This window comes from Amycolatopsis sp. VC5-11 (genome assembly GCF_037034185.1).
Classification (GTDB): domain Bacteria; phylum Actinomycetota; class Actinomycetes; order Mycobacteriales; family Pseudonocardiaceae; genus Amycolatopsis; species Amycolatopsis nivea.
Window position 1 is genome coordinate 122,300 of record NZ_JBAGKF010000011.1, and the last position, 17,280, is coordinate 139,579.

Consider the following 17,280-nt stretch of genomic DNA (forward strand, 5'->3'; position numbering starts at 1 on the left):
GACGGGCTCAGCCCTTGAGCCCGCCCGCGGTGAGCCCGGACAGGATCTGCCGCTGGAACACCAGGAACAGCGCCACCATCGGCAGGCTGGCGAGCACCATCCCGGCGGTCAGCACGTTGAGCGGCATGTCGATGGCGACCCGTTGCAGCATCACCGAAAGCGTCTGCTTGCCGCTGTCCGGGAACACCAGCAGCGGCCAGATGAAGTCCTTCCACGCGGTGACCACCGCGAGGATCGACACCACGGCCAGGATCGGCCGCGAGATCGGCAGCACGATCCGCCACAGCGTGCGCACCGGTCCGGCGCCGTCGAGCCGCGCGGCCTCGATCAGCTCGTCCGGGATCCGGTCGAAGAACCGTTTCAGCACATAGACGTTGAACGCGTTCGCGGCGGCGGGCAGCCAGACCGCGGCGGGGGAGTCGATCAGGTTCAGGTGCAGCAGCGGCAGATCGGTGATGGTGACATAGGTCGGCACCAGCAACGCGGCCGCGGGCAGCATCAGGGTGGCGAGCATGATCCCGAGGACGGCGTTGCCGAACTTCGGCCGCAGTTTCGACAGCGCGAAGGCGGCGGGCACGTCGATGGCCATCTGCGCCAGCCACGCCCCGCCCGCGACGACCAGGGTGTTGAGGAAGTACTTGCCGAGGTTCAGCTGGTCCCAGGCCTCGCCGAAGGTCTCCGGATGCCACTCGTGCGGGACGAGGGTCGCCGGGGTCTGCGCCAGTTCCTGCGGCGTCTTCATCGCCCCGGTCACCGCCCAGTACAGCGGGAACAGGAAGGCGAGCACGAACACCAGGAGCGTGCAGGCGAAAACGGCGCCGTAGACCACCTTGCCGCGGCGGCTGCGCAGCGCGCCGGGCGAGACGAGCGTCCTCATGCCTGGTCCGCCTTCCTGGTCAGCCGGACGTACAGCGCGGAGAACACGCCGAGCGCCAGGAACAGCAGCAGGCTCATCGCGCTCGCCGAGCCGAAGTCGTTGTAGACGAAGGCGTAGCGGTAGAGCAGCAGGAGCACGGTCACCGTCGAATCGTCCGGGCCGCCGCCGGTCATCACGTACGGTTCGGTGAACACCTGCATGGTCGCGACGATCTGCAGCAGCAGGAGCATCAGCAGGACGAACCGGGTCTGCGGGAACGTCACGTGCCGCAGCCGTTTCCACATCCCGGCCCCGTCGAGTTCCGCGGCCTCGTACAGTTCGCCGGGGATCGTGCCGAGCGCGGCCAGGTAGATCAGCGTGGTGCTGCCCATGTTCGCCCAGGTCGAGACGAACACCAGCGACAGCATCGCGGTGCCGCTCGAATCCAGCCACTGCGGCCCGGACAGGCCCAGCGCGCCGAGCGCGGAGTTGAACAGGCCGGAACCCGGGTCGTAGAACCACTTCCACATCAGCGCGGTCACCACCGGCGGCAGCATCACCGGCAGGTACACCGCGAGCCGGAAGAACGCGCGGGCGTGCCGCATCTCGTTGAGCAGCACCGCGGTCAGGAACGGGACCGCGAACCCGAAAACGAGCGCGAGACCGGTGAACAGCAGCGTGTTCCGCCAGGCGACGCCGAAGAGCGGGTCCGCGAACAGCCGGGCGAAGTTGTCGAGCCCGACCCAGGCGGGCGGGTTGACGAAGTCGACCTGCTGGAAGCTCAGCAGCACCCCGCGCACGATCGGGTACCAGGAGAACATCGCGAACACGACCAGCGCGGCGCAGAGCAGCCCGTAGGCGGTGAGGTTCTCCTTGAGCTTGCGGCGCAGCCGAGCCCGGCGCCGCGCGGCGGGGGAGGCGGCCGGTCGCCTGGCCGGCGACGAGGACGTCGCGGGCCAGGCGAGGAGGCTACTTGACCTGGGCGAGGACACTGGTGACCTTCGCCGCGGCGGACGAGAGCTGCTGGTCGATATTCGCGTTCCGATCGGTGAGCACCGCCTGCATCACGCTGTCCAGGATCGCGTAGACCTGCTGTGCGTTCGGCGGTTCGACGCTGCCCTTGATCGTGCCTGTGGAGTCCACATAGGACTGGTAGTTCTGCGCGGGGACGTTGGCGTACTTGGCCTTCAGCGCCAGCTGCTGGTCGCGCACGGCGCCCTGCCAGACGTCGGGAGTCGGCTCGGCCGGGAGCCCGACCGGCTGCTTGCCGTCGACGTACTGCTTGATGTGCTTCTCGAACCGGTCCGGGTTGAGGTACTTCCACTGGATCCACTCGAGACCGGCCTTGATCTTCTCCGGCGACGCCTTCGGGTTGATCATGTAGCCCTCGCCGCCGAGCAGCGTGCCCTTGCCGTCCGGCATCCCGGCGATGCCGTAGTCCGCGTACTTGCCGTTGAACTGCTTGACGAGCACGGGAACGTTGTCCGGGGCGGCCATGTACATGCCGAGCTGGCCCGCGCCCATCATCCGCTGCACGTCCTGGGCTTCCAGCAATTGCTTGCTGCCCATGGAATCGTCGGTCCAGCGCAGGTCGTGGAGCATGGTGAGCGCGGCTTTGCCTTTTTCGTTGTCGAAATCGGCGACCCATTTGCTGCCGTCCTTGCGCGCGACGGAGCCGCCCATCGACGCGAGCCAGCCGGTGAGGTGCCAGCCGCCCTGGTTGTTCTTGCTGTAGTCGGCGTATCCGACGATTCCGTTGCCCAGCGCGGAAATCTTCTTGGCCGCCGCGCGCACCTCGTCCCAGGTCCGCGGCGGCTTGTCCGGGTCGAGCCCGGCCTTCTGGAACAACGGGCGGCTGTAGAGCAGGCCCATCGTGTAATTCATCGTCGGCAGGCCGTAAAGCTTGCCGTTCGGGCCGCGGAAATTGTCGAGCAGTTCGGGTTTGAGGTCGTTGATGTGCGGGACTTTCTTGACCGCTTCGGTGATGTCCGCGGCCTGGTGCCGGGCGATGATCTGCGCGGGATCGGTGAAGTAGACGTAGTAGACGTCTTCGAGCTGCCCGCCCGCCAGCTTCGCGCCGAACGTCTTCGGGTCCATGAACCCTTCGTGCGGTTCGATGCGGATATTCGGGTGCGTCGCCTCGAATTCCTTGACGTCGGCGTCGAACACGCCGCGTTCGAACGGCTGGCTTGTCGGCGGCTGGCCGGTGACGGTGATGGTGACCTTGCCCCCGGCGGAGCTCCCCGGATCGCCGCCGCCCCCGCACGCGCTGGCGCCCAGGAGCAGGCCCGCCGCGGCGAGCAGGGCGAACGTCCGGCGGGGAACGGCGGGGGACCAGGGTCTGCTCATCTCAAGCCTCATCTCGCGGGGGAGCACAGCAGGTGATGGCGGTCACCCTAGAGCCGCAGACCGCGTCTCCGCAAGAATCAGATGAGAATCTGCAATTTATGAACAGCCGCTCACGCTGTCCGGCGGGCGGTGGACCCGCGCACCACCAGTTCCGGCGCGAACAGCAGCTCCTCCACCGCGACCTCGCCGCCGTTGATGCGTTTCACCAGCAGTTCGACCACCGCCCGGCCCATCGCCTCGATCGGCTGGCGGGTCGTGGTCAGCGGCGGGTCGGTGCAGTTCATGAGCGCCGAGTCGTCGTAGCCGACCACCGAAATGTCGCCCGGCACGGACAGCCCCTGCCGCCGGGCCGCGCGGATCGCGCCCAGCGCCAGCGGATCGCTCGCGCACAGCACCGCCGTAGCGCCGCGCGGGTACAGCCGGGCCGCGGCCGCGTGCCCGCCCTCGATGGAGAACATCCCGTGCTCCACCAGTTCGTCGAGCACCGGGAGCCCGAGTTTCGCGGCGTGCACCCGGAACGCCTCGAGCTTGCGCCGCGACGGCACGTGATCGCTCGGCCCCAGCACCAGGCCGATCTTTTCGTGGCCGAGCGAGCTCAAGTGCCCGACCGCCTGCTCGACGGCCACCGCGTCGTCGCACGACACCTGCGGCAGCCCGAGGTGGTCGACGGCCGCGTTGATCAGCACCGTCGGCAGCCGGCGTTCCACGAGGTGGTGGTAGTGCGTGTGCGCGGCGTCGGCCTGCGCGTACATCCCGCCGGCGAACACCACGCCGGACACCTGCTGCTGCAGCAGCATCTCGACGTACTCCGCCTCCGACACCCCGCCCGCGGTCCGCGTGCACAGCACCGGCGTGAAGCCCTGCTGCGCCAGCGCGTTGCCCATGACCTCGGCCAATGCCGGGAAAATCGGGTTCTGCAGCTCGGGCAGCACCAGCCCGACGAGCCGGGCCCGTTCGCCGCGCAGCTGCGTCGGCCGCTCGTAGCCCAGCACGTCCAGCGCGGTGAGCACGGCGGCCCGGGTGCTCGCGGACACCCCGGCCTTGCCGTTGAGCACCCGGCTGACCGTGGCTTCGCTGACCCCGACCTGGCGGGCGACTTCGGCAAGACGACGTGTCATGAGTGAAAGTTACCGCAAACCAGCGCAAGTTTCCGACGAGGCGGGCGGTTTGCTTGCTCTCCCGGTGAAACCGCTGGTCGCGTGCGCCGCGGATCGACGAACGGCGTTGACTTACCGGCGGCGGTCGGCTGTAATTCTTGAACGAATCAGTGAAAATACCTGACGAGATCCCGGGCAATCGCGCCAGCGTCCTGCCCAGCCTCAACGAAGAGGTGCCATGCCGACTGCTCCGCGCTGTTCTCGTGCGCCCCCGGACCCGGCGCCCCGCCGGTCCGCTCCCTGGTCCCCGCCGTCCCGCGCCACGCGGGGCGCTTCTGCCCGAGTCGTCTCCCTCCTCCTTGGATCAGAGGAACCCCATGAGAACGAAGCGACTGCTCGCGCGCGCCGCGATCGCCGCCCTGTCCCTGCTCCTGACCGCGCCCGCCTGGCCGGCGAGCGCCGCGCCGCCCCTTGCCGCCAAGCCAGCTGTCCAGCCCGCCGCCCAAGCCGCCACCGCGACATACACCGCGAGCAGCCAGCTCCCCGGCTATCCCGTCGCCAACGTGGGCGACGGCAACCAGGCCACCTACTGGGAAAGCACGAACAACCAGTTCCCCCAATGGATTCAGGCCGATCTCGGCGCCGCGACGAACGTCGCCCAGCTCGTGCTCAAACTCCCGGCGAACTGGGAAGCCCGCACCGAGACCTTCGCGGTGCAGGGCAGCGCGAACGGAGCGAGCTTCAGCGACCTCGTGCCGTCGGCCGGTTACCGGTTCGACCCGGCGACCGGCAACACGGTCACGGTGAACGTCACCGGCAACACGCGCTACGTCCGGCTGAACATCACCGCCAACACCGGCTGGCCCGCTGCGCAACTGTCGGAGTTCGAGGTGCACGGCCCGGCGGGCGGCGACACACAGCCGCCGTCCGCGCCCGGCAACCTCGCCTATACCGAACCGGCGAGCGGCCAGATCCGGCTGACCTGGTCGGCATCTACGGACAACACCGGCGTCACCGGCTATGACGTGTACGCCAACGGTCAGCTCCGCGGCAGTGTCGCGGGGAATGTGCTGACCTACACCGACAATCAGCCAGCCAGTGCCAGCGTCGCGTATTACGTTCGGGCTCGCGACGCGGCGGGCAACCAGTCGGCGAACAGTGCCACGGTGACCCGCAACGGCACCCAGAGCGGCACGAATCTCGCGCTGCACAAGCCGATCACGGCCTCGTCGACCCAGCAGACCTACGTCGCGGCCAACGCGAACGACGACTCGGCGACCACGTACTGGGAGGGCAGCGGGGCGTACCCGAACCTGCTGACCGTCGCGCTCGGCGCGCACGCCGACCTCGACCGGGTCGTCGTGAAGCTCAACCCGGACCCGGCGTGGAGCACGCGGACGCAGACAATCGCCGTCGAGGGCCGCGACCAGGGCGCGACGGACTTCACCACACTGGCGCCCGCGCAGCCGTACACCTTCGACCCGGCGAGCGGCAACCTCGTGACCATCCCGGTCAGCGGCCGGGCCAGCGACGTCCGCCTGCGCTTCACCGCCAACTCCGGCGCGGGCGGCGGTCAGGCGGCGGAATTCCAGGTCTTCGGCGTGCCCGCGCCGAACCCGGACCTGACGGTCTCGGCCGTGTCCTGGACGCCGCAGAAACCGGTGGAGACCGACGCGATCACCGCGTCGGCGACCGTCCGCAACGCCGGGACGGCCGCCTCGGGCGCGACCGACGTCAACCTGTATCTGGGCAAGACGAAGGTCGGCACGGCGGCGGTCGGCGCGCTCGCGGCCGGAGCGTCCGCGACGGTGTCGGCGAACATCGGCGCCCGGGACGCGGGCAGTTACGACGTGACCGCGAAGGTCGACGAGGCCAACACCGTCGTCGAACAGAACGAGGACAACAACTCCTACACCAGTTCGACGCCGCTGGTCGTCAGCCCGGTGCAGAGTTCCGACCTCGTCGCGGCCACCGCGTGGTCGCCGAACAATCCGGCGGCGGGCAACACGGTGACCTTCACCGCGACCCTGCGCAACCAAGGCACGGTCGCCTCGGCGGACGGCACCCACGGCGTCACGGTCACGGTCGCCGACCAGAACGGGACGGTCGTCAAGACGTTGAGTGGTTCCTCCGCCGGTGTTCTCGCGCCCGGAGACACCGCGTCGGTCAACCTCGGGAACTGGACCGCCGCGAACGGCCGGTACACGGTGAAGACGGTCGTAGCGAACGATGCCAACGAGCTTCCGGCTAAACAAGGCAACAACACTAGTACGCAATCGCTGTTCGTCGGCCGCGGTGCCAACATGCCGTACGACATGTACGAAGCCGAAGACGGCGTCGTCGCGGGCGGTGCGGCGGTGATCGGTCCGAATCGGACGATCGGCGATCTCGCGGGCGAGGCGTCGGGCCGCAAAGCCGTGACGCTGAACGCGACCGGCTCCTCGGTCGAGTTCACCACGCGCGCGGCGACCAACACGCTCGTCACCCGGTTCTCGATGCCGGACGCCGCGGGCGGCGGCGGGCAGAACTCGACGCTGAACGTCTACGTCGACGGCACGTTCCTCAAGGCCATCGACCTGACCTCGCATTACGCGTGGCTCTACGGCGCCGAAGCCTCGCCGGGCAACTCGCCGGGCGCCGGACCGGCCCGCCACATCTACGACGAGGCCAGCCTGCTGCTCGGCACGACGGTCCCCGCCGGGCACAAGATCAAACTGCAGAAGGACGCCGCGAACAACTCGAACTACGCGATCGACTTCGTGAACTTCGAGCTCGCCGCCGCGGCCGCGAACCCGGACCCGGCGCACTACGCGGTCCCGGCCGGGTTCAGCCAGCAGGACGTGCAGGCCGCGCTGGACAAGGTCCGCCAGGACCCGAACCTCACCGGCGTCTACCTTCCGGCCGGGCAGTACCCGATGACGAGCAAGGTCACCGTGTACGGCAAACCGGTGACGGTGCTCGGCGCCGGGCCGTGGTTCACCAGGTTCACCGCGCCGGCCGGGCAGGAGAACACCGACATCGGATTCGACGCGCAGGCCAGCGCGAGCGGGTCGACCTTCAGCGGGTTCTCCGTGTTCGGGAACTACACGTCGCGCATCGACGGCCCGGGCAAGGTCTTCAACTTCACCGGCGTCACGAACATGACCATCGACAACATCTGGGTGGAGCACCAGATGTGCCTGCTCTGGGCGACCAATGTGGACAACTCCACGGTGAAGAACTCCCGCATCCGCGACACGTTCGCCGACGGCGTCAACTTCACCAACGGCAGCACCGGAAACCACGTCACCAACAACGAGGCCCGGTCCACCGGCGACGACAGCTTCGCGTTGTTCGCCGCCACGGACCTCAACCAGGGCAACCAATACGACAACGTGTTCGAGAATCTCACCGTGCTGCTTCCGTGGCGTGCGGCGGGCATCGCGGTGTACGGCGGGTACAACAACACCTTCCGGAACCTCTACATCGCGGACACGCTGACGTACTCCGGGATCACGCTCAGCTCGCTCGACTTCGGCTACCCGTTCCTCGGGTTCGGCCCGCAGCCGACAACTGTCCAGAACGCCTCGCTCGTCCGCACCGGCGGCCATTTCTGGGGCAAGCAGACGTTCCCGGCGATCTGGATGTTCTCCGCGTCCAAGGAGTTCCGCGGCATCCGGGTGTCCGATGTGGACATCCAGAGCCCGACCTACAGCGGCGTCATGTTCCAGACCAAATACGACGGCAGCCAGCCGGAGAACCCGGTCCAGGACACGGTGCTGACGAACGTGTCGATCAGCGGAGCGCACCGCAGCGGCGACGAGTTCGACGCCAAGTCCGGCATCGGGATCTGGGCCAATGAACTGCCCGAACCCGGCCAGGGCCCGGCGGTCGGGTCGGCGACGTTCACCGGCCTCGCGTTGAGCGACAACGACCAGGACATCCGGAACACGACGACCACGTTCACGATCAACCGCAGCTGAGCGCGCGGGTGCCCGTCCGGTCCTCCCGGCGGGCACCCGCCCTTTCTCCCCGTCCCCGCGAAAGAAGAGATGCCATGACACGCATGCGTTTGTCCCGGCTCGTCACCGGATTCCTCGCCGCAGGGCTCCTCGCGGCAGGCCTCACCCCCGCCGCCGCGGCCGGCGGCCCCTCACCGGGTCCGGCTCCGAACGCCGCCGACGTGCAGTTGACGCGCACGGTCTCGGCGAGCAGCGTGCAGCCCGGCTACCCGGTCGCCAACGCCTTCGACGGCAACCAAGCCACCTACTGGGAATCGGCCAACAACGCCTTCCCGCAATGGATCCAAGCCGACCTCGGCTCCGTCAAGCCGCTCTCGCGGATCGTGCTGAAACTGCCTGCCACCTGGGAATCCCGCACCCAGACGCTCACCGTGCGCGGCAGCGCCGACGGCACGTCTTTCACCGATCTGGTCCGCTCGACCGGCTACACGTTCGCCTCCGGCACGGTGACCATCCCGGTGACCGCGTCCGCGCGTTACGTACGGCTGGACGTCACCGCGAACACGCAGTGGCCCGCCGCGCAACTCTCGGAGTTCGAGCTGTACGGCCCGGACACCGGCGACACGCAGGCACCGACTGCCCCCGCGAACGTGACGCTGACCGAACCCGCCTCCGGGCAGGTCAAGCTGACGTGGTCGGCGTCGACCGATGACGTCGGCGTCACCGGCTACACCGTCTACCGCGACGGCACGCCCGTCACCACGGTCACCGGCACCGCGTTCACCGAGAACCGGCCCGCGGGCACGCGGATCGAGTACTTCGTCCGCGCCAAGGACGCGGCCGGGAACGTGTCCGCAGACAGCAACCACGTCGTCCGGGCCGGGACGCAGACCGGCCAGAACCTCGCCGCGGGCAAGCCGATCGAAGCGTCCTCGACGGTCGGCGCGTTCGCGGCCGCCAACGCGAATGACAACAACACGGGTACTTACTGGGAGTCCTCCGCAGGCTACCCGAACACCCTGACAGTAAAGCTCGGCACCGACGCAGACCTGTCTTCGGTCGTCGTGAAGCTCAATCCGGACCCGATCTGGGGCGCGCGGACGCAGAACTTCGAGATCCTCGGCCGCGCCCAGGGCGCAGGAGAATTCACCACGCTGTCCGCACGAGCCGACTACCGCTTCGACCCGGCCGCCAACCAGAACATCGTGACGATCCCGGTCACCGGCCGCGCCTCGGACGTGCAGCTGCGGTTCTTCGCCAATTCCGGCGCACCCGGCGGACAGGCCGCCGAATTCCAGGTACTCGGCACGCCCGCGCCCAACCCGGACCTGGTCGTCACCGACACGACCTGGACCCCGTCGAACCCGACGGAAAGCAGCGACCTCGCCGTGTCGGCGACCGTGCGAAACGCGGGTTCGGCCGCTGCCGCCGCGACGACGGTCAACGTCAGCCTGGGCGGCACCGTCCTCGGGTCCGCGCCGGTCGGTGCACTCGCCGCCGGAGCGTCCACCACGGTGACCGTGCAGGCGGGCAAGCGACCGCAGGGCACCTACCGGGTGGCCGCCACCGTCGACCCGGCCAACTCGGTGATCGAGCAGGACGAAACCAACGACACGTTCACCGCGCCGACGCAGCTGGTGATCGCGCAGGCCCCGGGGCCGGATCTCGAGGTCACCGGCATCACGTCGAACCCGCCGAACCCGGCCGTCGGCGCGCCGGTGTCGTTCACCGTCGCCGTGCACAACCGCGGCACGAGCGGCGCGGGCGCCTCAGTGACCCGGCTGACCGCCGGCGAAACCACTCTGAACGGCGACACCCCCGCGATCGCAGCCGGGGCCACGGCGAACGTTGCGCTGGCCGGCACGTGGACCGCCGCGAACGCGACCCTCACCGCGACGGCCGACGCGACGGACACGGTCGAGGAAACCAACGAAGCCAACAACACGCTTTCGCAGGTGATGGTGGTCGGCCGAGGCGCGGCGCTGCCCTACGTGGAGTACGAAGCGGAAGCCGCGCAGTACCAAGGTCAACTGCTGGAGACCGATCCGCTGCGGACGTTCGGGCACACGAACTTCGCGACCGAATCGTCCGGCCGGAAGTCCGTGCGCCTGGCGAACCAGGGCCAGTACGTGGAATTCACCTCGACGAACCAGGCGAACTCGATCGTGGTCCGCAACTCGATCCCGGACGCGCCCGGCGGCGGGGGACAGGACGCGACGATCAGCCTGTACGTCAACGGCGCCTTCGCGCAGAAGCTGAACCTGTCGTCCACGCACAGCTGGCTCTACGGCACCACCGACGACCCCGAAGGCCTGACGAACACTCCCGGCGGCGACGCGCGGCGGCTGTTCGACGAATCGCACGCGTTGCTGACGCAGTCGTACCCGCCGGGCACGAAGTTCAAGCTGCAACGCGACAACGGCGACACCGCCGCGTACTACGTCATCGACCTGATCGACCTCGAACAGGTCGCACCGGCCCTGCCGAAACCGGCCGGATGCACGTCGATCACCGACTACGGCGCCGTGCCCGGCGACGGGATCGACGACTCGGCGGCGATCCAGCGCGCGGTCACCGACGACCAGAACGGGGTGATCAGCTGCGTCTGGATCCCGCCGGGCCAGTGGCGGCAGGAACGCAAGATCCTGACCGACGACCCGAACGTGCCCAACGGCGGCGGGCAGTACAACCAGATCGGCATCTCGAACGCCACGATCCGCGGCGCCGGGATGTGGTACTCGCAGCTGTACTCGCTGATCCAGCCGCAGGACGCGGGCGGCATCAACCATCCGCACGAGGGCAACTTCGGGTTCGACATCGACAAGAACGTCCAGATCTCCGACCTGGCGATCTTCGGCTCCGGCCGGATCCGCGGCGGCGACGGCGGGGCGGAAGGCGGCGTCGGGCTGAACGGCCGGTTCGGCACCGGCACGAAGATCTCGAACGTGTGGATCGAGCACGCGAACGTGGGCGTGTGGGTCGGCCGGGACTACAGCAACATCCCGGCGCTGTGGGGCCCTGCCGACGGACTGGAGTTCAGCGGCATGCGGATCCGCGACACCTACGCCGACGGCATCAACTTCACCAACGGCACCCGGAACTCGCGGGTGGTGAACTCGTCGTTCCGCACCACCGGCGACGATTCGCTCGCCGTCTGGGCGAACCAGTACGTGAAGGACCCGGCCGTCGACATCGCGCACGACAACGTGTTCCGCAACAACACCGTCCAGCTTCCGTGGCGGGCCAACGGAATCGCGGTCTACGGCGGGTACGGGAACAAGATCGAGAACAACCTGGTCTCCGACACGATGAACTACCCGGGCATCATGCTGGCGACCGACCACGACCCGCTGCCGTTCTCCGGGCAGACGCTGATCGCGAACAACGCCCTGTACCGCTGCGGCGGAGTGTTCTGGGGCGAGCAGCAGAAATTCGGCGCGATCACGTTCTTCGCCCAGGGCAAGGACATCCCCGGCATCGTGCTGCGGGACACGGAAATCCACGATTCGACCTACGACGGAATCCAATTCAAAACCGGCGGCGGCTCGATGCCGGACGTGACGATCAGCAACGTCAAGATCGACAAGTCGAACAACGGCGCGGGCATCCTCGCGATGAGCGGCGCCCGGGGCAGCGCGACGCTGTCGAACGTGACGATCACGAACTCGTCGGCCGGCGACGTGGTCCGCGAACCGGGCTCGCAGTTCACGATCACCGGAGGCCCAGTCCCGGCGGCGGCGCGGGGCCGGCGCGGGACGCGGTAAAGGGGGAGCGGTCCGGCGCCGGGACGGGTGACCGTTCCGGCGCCGGGCGTGCGCGAGCCAGGGTATTTCCGCGGATCCGCCGGTACCGTGTCGAAATCCCGCGGCCAGGTTCGTACCTCGAGGTGAACGTCCCGCCCGATCCGAAGGAGAACCCGATGAAGACCGGCGAACTCGACGAGAAATTCACCGCGACCCTGCGCAAGAGCCCGGCCAAAGGCGGCCACACGTACCTGATCTGGCCCGGGTCCGCGGAGTTCTTCGGCACCCGCGGCCTGGTGAAGGTCCGCGGCACCGTCGACGGCGAACCGTTCCGCAGTTCCTTCATGGCGCTCGGCGACGGCACCCACAAACTCCCGGTCAACGCCTCGCTGCGGAAAGCGATCGGCAAGGAGGCCGGGGACACGGTGACCGTCGTCCTGCTCGAACGCCTCGCCCGCTGAGCCGTTGGGCTGATCGGGTGGTAGTCCGGCCGCCGGGTAAACGCCCGGCGGCCGGACGAGCGTTTACCCCATCAGACGTGTGCGAGGGGACGCACACCGAACTCCTGGGGGAGACATGGGGATTCTCAGCGGCCGTCCGGCATTGCCGATCGCCGAAGCAGCGGAAGCACGTCCGGAAGCAGCGCTGGAAACCGGAGCGTTCGATCCGCACCAGCGCTGGAGCAGGCTCGTCGGCGGAGGCGACGGGATCGTCTACGCCGTGCAGGCGGACGGCGCCCTTTACTGGTACCGGCACCGGGGCTGGGCCACCGGCGCGTTCGACTGGGCCAACCAGGGCAGCGGGCTGCTGATCGGGTCCGGCTGGCAGGACTTCGTCACGGTGCTGGGCGATCTGAACGGCGTCCTTTACGGCGTGCGCGCGGACGGGACGGTGCTGTACTACCAGCGGCTCGTCACCAACCTGGACACCGGCGCGGGCAGTTGGGCCAACAACGGCACCGGGGTCGTCGTCGGGACCGGATTCAACGCCTTCCCGCGCATCTTCGGCGGCCCGGGCGGCGTCATCTGGTGCGTGGACGCCAACGGGATCCTGTACCGGTCGCGGCGGATCAACGGCACCTTCGAAACGCCGCAGGCGCTCGGCGACGGGTTCAACGTCGCGCGCTATCTGTTCTCCGACACCGCGAACGTCATCTACGCGGTCAGCGGCACCGGCGCGCTCACCTGGTTCCGCTACCGCGACGGCAGCGGTTGGGCGAACAACGGGCAGCCCATCGCGATCGGCGACAACGACTGGTTCGAGCTGTTCCGCCGGGACCTGTTCGCCGGAGGCGGCAACGGCGCGGTCTATCTCATCCGGATCGACCACTCGACGGTGCCGGGCGACGACGGCGATCTCGTCGAACTGCGCCTCACCAACCACGAGACGGTCGACACCGACGGCGGGCCGCGCTGGATCAACAACGGCACCGGGATCGTCGTCGGGCACGGGTTCACCGTCGAACGCAGCGCCGGGCTGCAGGGGTACCCGCAGCAGCAGAGCGTGCCCGCTGGCGGGCGGGTGTCCATCGCGCTGTCGACGGCGTTCAGCACGGTCACCGCGCAGCTCGTGCGCGTCGCGCCCGGCGGGGACACCCCGGAGGCGGTCACCGGGACGACCACCGTCACCGGCGGCCTGCAGATGGTGGGCGCGAACTACCGGTCCGCCGGATGCGGCTGGGCCGAGCGCTACGCCGCGGACATCCCCGCGACCTGGCCGTCCGGGGTGTACGCCGCGCGGTTGACCGGCCGGTTCGGCCGGGTGCAGCACATCCCGTTCGTGGTGCGGCCCGCGGCGCCCGCGCAGAAGATCGCCGTGGTCCTGCCGACCAACACCTACCACGCGTACAACGGCTGGAGCGGGCACGACCAGTACTCCGAGGGCCAGGCCGGCGTCCGGCGGGTGATCTCGTTCCTGCGGCCCAGCTACACCTGGCTGATCGCGCCGAAAGGCCAGTACGACCTGGAGCTCTACAGCGATCTGGAACTGCTGCGCTGGCTGAGTGCCGAGCAGGTCGGGTTCGACTGCTACACCGACCACGACCTGCACACCGGCGGTTGGCTCGAGGACTACAGCGCCGTCGTGCTCGGCTCGCACCCGGAGTACTTCTCGATGGCCATGCGCATCAACCTGGCCGGCTACCTCGCGGCCGGCGGCAGCGTGATCGCCACCGGCGGCAACCAGATCTACGAACGCGCGGAGTTCGACGCCGCGGGCACCACGCTGACGTTCCGTGCCGCCGACGGCAGCCGCGACCTGTTCCTCGACCACTACGACCTGCCGGAGTCGCAGCTGCTCGGGGTGAATTTCGAGTACGACGGCTGGATGACCTTCGCGCCGTACCGCGTCCTGCGCGACCACCCGTTCCTGGCCGGGACCGGCCTGACGGCCGGCAGCGAGTTCGGCGCGCACGGCCGCAACGGCGCGGCGAGCGCCTGGGAGTTCGACACGCTCCAAGGCCTCGACGGCGAGGTGCCGCCGAGCGGGGTCATCGCGCAGGGCACGAACCCGACCGACCGCGCGGGCGCCGCGATGGCGTGCAAGGAACTGCCCGGCGGCGGTTTCGTGTTCAGCGCGTCGTCGCTGACGTTCAACGGCGCCGTCCGGGTGGACCCGGTGGTGGCGCAGGTGTTGCGGAACGTGGTCGACCGGGCACTCAGCCGTCCCGCACCGGCACATCTCGGCGCCGCGGCGGCCGCCGGGGAATGAGACGGGGTAGTTGAACGTTTGACGATGCGTGAAGAACATTGGCTTCCTGTCGTTCGGCCACTGGTCGCCGAGCCCGCACTCCGAGACCCGGTCGGCCGCCGACTTCCTGCACCAATCGATCGACCTCGCGGTCGCGGCCGAGGAGCTGGGCGTCGACGGCGCGTACTTCCGCGTGCACCACTTCGCGCGGCAGGCGGGCAGCCCGTTCCCACTGCTCGCGGCCATCGGCGCGCGGACGTCGAAGATCGAGATCGGCACCGGCGTGATCGACATGCGGTACGAGAACCCGCTGTACATGGTCGAGGACGCCGGCGCCGCCGACCTCATCTCGCGGGGCAGGCTCCAGCTCGGCGTGAGCCGGGGATCCCCCGAGCAGGTGATCGACGGCTGGCGGTACTTCGGCTACGCCCCCGCGGAGGGCGAGACCGACGCGGACATGGCCCGCGACCGCGTCGAGGTCTTCCTGAAGCTCCTCGAAGGCGAGGGCTTCGCGAAGCCCAACCCGCGGCCGATGTTCGCCAACCCGCCGGGCCTGCTCCGGCTCGAACCGCACTCCGAGGGGCTGCGCGACCGCATCTGGTGGGGTTCGGGCTCGAACGCGACGGCCGTCTGGGCGGCGAAACTCGGCATGAACCTGCAGAGTTCCACGCTCAAGGACGACGAGACGGGCGAACCGCTGCACGTCCAGCAGCGCAAGCAGATCGAGGCCTACCGCGAGGCGTGGAAGGAGGCGGGCCACGAACGCGAGCCGCGCGTTTCGGTCAGCCGCAGCATCTTCGCGCTGACCAACGACCTGGACCGCGCGTACTTCGGCAGCGACCGCAACTCGCGCGACCAGATCGGCATGATCGACGAAAACACCCGGGCGATCTTCGGCCGCTCGTACGCCGCCGAACCGGACGAACTGGTGCGGGAACTGAAGGAGGACGAGGCCGTGCAGGCCGCGGACACCTTGCTGCTGACCGTGCCGAACCAGCTGGGTGTCGACTACAACGCCCATGTGCTGGAGAGCATCCTGACGCACGTCGCTCCGGAGCTGGGCTGGCGTTGAGCACACGCTGATCGAGGGGGCGGCGGCTGGAACGGGCCGCCGCCCCCTCGGTTTTGTGTTGCTGGTGAAAATGCTTTTTGCACTGTGCCAATAAAGCGCTTTTCTCGCCGAAGTGCCGTGTCAACACTTTCGAACCGGTAATGGCTCGAAAGAAGGAGAACGGCGTTCTCCGGTGTTTCTTTCCTGTTCCGCTCCGTGCTGCCGCTCCTAGGCTCGCCGCATGACCATTCCTTCCGAACCCATCGGCAGCATTCCGCGTTCGCCCGAATTGCTCGGCGCTCTCGCCGCGCGCCAAAGCGGGCAGCTCGGCGACGCGGCCTTCGCCTCCGTTCTCGACCGGGCCGTCCGCGAGACCATCGAAACGCAGGCGGAGCTGGGCGCGACCGTGGTCACCGACGGCGAGCAGCGCAAACCCAGCTTCGTCACCTACCCGATCGCGGGCTCGGGCAACCTTTCCGCGGACGGCGTCGTCATCCCGTTCGCCGACGGCCACCAGCGGCAGCTGCCCTGTTTGACCTCCGGGCCGTTCCGTTACCAGGAGCACGCCGAGCAGTATGTGCGGGCCGCGCGGCAGTGCACGAATATTCCAGTGAAACAAGCGGTTATCGCGCCTTCCGCGCTGTCGCTGCTTTACCCGGCCTCGGGCATCGACGGCTATTCGCGCGAGAAATTCCTCGAAGACCTGGTCGACGGGGCCGAGGCCGATATTCGCGGGTGCCTCGACGCGGGCGCGCACGTCGTCCAGCTGGATTTCACCGAGGGACGCCTGTCGCTCAAACTCGATCCCAGCGGCCAGGTGCTGCGCGATTTCGTCGAGCTGAACAACCGGGTCCTGGCGAGGTTCAGCGAATCCGAGCAGGCGCGCATCGGCGTCCACACCTGCCCCGGCGGCGATCTGGACTCGACGCACAGCCTCGACGTCGACTACGCCGACCTGCTCCCGACGCTGTTCCGGCACACCGTCGGCAATTTCTATGTTCAACTGGCCAGCGAGCCCGATCCGGACCGGGTCCTGCGCGTCATCGCGGATCAGCTCAGGCCGGGAGTCCGCGTGTTCGTCGGGGTGATCGACCCGATCGACCCGCGCGTGGAGACGGCCGAAGTGGTGCGCGACCGGGTTCTGCGCGCTGCTCGTCATATCCCGGTGGAGCAGCTCGGAACCTGTGACGACTGCGGCTTTTCCCCGTTCGCGGACGACCAATCGACCTCGCGGCAGACCGCGTTCGCCAAGATCCGCGCGCGGCTGGAAGGCACCGCGCTCGCGGCGGATCAGCTCGGCGTCGGTTTTCCCGCTGCCCGCACTGGCCAGGATGCGCACCAGGCCGCCGCTGTCGACTGATTATCGCGCGCGGTAAGGGAAATCGCCCCGCGGTCGCTACGCACCGTGTTTTTGGGTGCCTGGATCGGGGCAGGCGAGGGTACGGCTGAGGCGGCGGCGGTGACCCGCGGCCGACCATGTACAGGAAACCGGGCCGGGTTCCCGGCCACGAAAGGGAAACGGCTTGCCCGGCCGGGTGTTTCTGGCCCGGTTTCG

At 68.7% G+C, this 17,280-nt stretch carries 10 protein-coding genes; 6 read left to right on the plus strand and 4 right to left on the minus strand.

Annotation, left to right across the window (positions count from 1 at the left end; genetic code table 11):
- Nucleotides 1-7: 7 nt before the first annotated feature.
- From WA670_RS29050 to WA670_RS29065, 4 genes are all read right to left on the minus strand, one after another.
- The gene (locus WA670_RS29050; protein ID WP_043840057.1) at nt 8-877 is read right to left on the minus strand and encodes a carbohydrate ABC transporter permease; all 870 of its coding nucleotides are present in this window, start codon (nt 875-877) and stop codon (nt 8-10) included.
- Entirely contained in the window at nt 874-1,848 is a 975-nt protein-coding gene (locus tag WA670_RS29055; RefSeq protein ID WP_336159442.1) for a carbohydrate ABC transporter permease, read from the minus strand. Before WA670_RS29055 ends, WA670_RS29050 begins: the two co-directional genes overlap by 4 nt.
- Nucleotides 1,826-3,205, minus strand: coding sequence for an ABC transporter substrate-binding protein (locus WA670_RS29060; protein WP_336159443.1), 1,380 nt, complete (start codon nt 3,203-3,205; stop codon nt 1,826-1,828). Before WA670_RS29060 ends, WA670_RS29055 begins: the two co-directional genes overlap by 23 nt.
- 110 nt (nt 3,206-3,315) lie before the next feature.
- On the minus strand, nt 3,316-4,323 hold the full coding sequence (locus WA670_RS29065) for a LacI family DNA-binding transcriptional regulator (protein WP_037812904.1): 1,008 nt from the start codon (nt 4,321-4,323) through the stop codon (nt 3,316-3,318).
- 356 nt (nt 4,324-4,679) lie between these two features.
- Here WA670_RS29065 and WA670_RS29070 point away from each other — a divergent pair, with 356 nt between their 5' ends.
- From WA670_RS29070 to WA670_RS29095, 6 genes are all read left to right on the plus strand, one after another.
- Nucleotides 4,680-8,264, plus strand: coding sequence for a discoidin domain-containing protein (locus tag WA670_RS29070; RefSeq protein ID WP_336159444.1), 3,585 nt, complete (start codon nt 4,680-4,682; stop codon nt 8,262-8,264).
- A 74-nt stretch (nt 8,265-8,338) separates the two neighbouring features.
- The gene (locus WA670_RS29075) at nt 8,339-12,007 is read left to right on the plus strand and encodes a CARDB domain-containing protein (RefSeq protein WP_336159445.1); all 3,669 of its coding nucleotides are present in this window, start codon (nt 8,339-8,341) and stop codon (nt 12,005-12,007) included.
- 155 nt (nt 12,008-12,162) lie between these two features.
- Nucleotides 12,163-12,447, plus strand: a complete 285-nt coding sequence (locus tag WA670_RS29080) for a DUF1905 domain-containing protein (RefSeq protein WP_037813387.1) — start codon at nt 12,163-12,165, stop codon at nt 12,445-12,447.
- Nucleotides 12,448-12,562: 115 nt separating this feature from the next.
- Nucleotides 12,563-14,695 carry a N,N-dimethylformamidase beta subunit family domain-containing protein gene (locus WA670_RS29085; protein ID WP_336159446.1) on the plus strand — a complete coding sequence of 711 codons (2,133 nt, stop codon included), beginning with the start codon at nt 12,563-12,565 and terminating at the stop codon, nt 14,693-14,695.
- Nucleotides 14,696-14,723: 28 nt separating this feature from the next.
- On the plus strand, nt 14,724-15,746 hold the full coding sequence (locus tag WA670_RS29090; protein ID WP_037812899.1) for an LLM class flavin-dependent oxidoreductase: 1,023 nt from the start codon (nt 14,724-14,726) through the stop codon (nt 15,744-15,746).
- A gap of 220 nt (nt 15,747-15,966) precedes the next feature.
- Nucleotides 15,967-17,085, plus strand: a complete 1,119-nt coding sequence (locus WA670_RS29095; protein WP_275292252.1) for a cobalamin-independent methionine synthase II family protein — start codon at nt 15,967-15,969, stop codon at nt 17,083-17,085.
- The last annotated feature ends 195 nt before the right edge of the window (nt 17,086-17,280 follow it).

Bases quoted from the DNA above. Each gene is read 5' to 3' on its own strand.
- WA670_RS29050 (WP_043840057.1), bottom strand. From the start codon at position 877: ATGAGGACGCTCGTCTCGCCCGGCGCGCTGCGCAGCCGCCGCGGCAAG.
- WA670_RS29060 (WP_336159443.1), bottom strand. From the start codon at position 3,205: ATGAGCAGACCCTGGTCCCCCGCCGTTCCCCGCCGGACGTTCGCCCTG.
- WA670_RS29065 (WP_037812904.1), bottom strand. From the start codon at position 4,323: ATGACACGTCGTCTTGCCGAAGTCGCCCGCCAGGTCGGGGTCAGCGAA.
- WA670_RS29070 (WP_336159444.1), top strand. From the start codon at position 4,680: ATGAGAACGAAGCGACTGCTCGCGCGCGCCGCGATCGCCGCCCTGTCC.
- WA670_RS29075 (WP_336159445.1), top strand. From the start codon at position 8,339: ATGACACGCATGCGTTTGTCCCGGCTCGTCACCGGATTCCTCGCCGCA.
- WA670_RS29080 (WP_037813387.1), top strand. From the start codon at position 12,163: ATGAAGACCGGCGAACTCGACGAGAAATTCACCGCGACCCTGCGCAAG.
- WA670_RS29085 (WP_336159446.1), top strand. From the start codon at position 12,563: ATGGGGATTCTCAGCGGCCGTCCGGCATTGCCGATCGCCGAAGCAGCG.
- WA670_RS29095 (WP_275292252.1), top strand. From the start codon at position 15,967: ATGACCATTCCTTCCGAACCCATCGGCAGCATTCCGCGTTCGCCCGAA.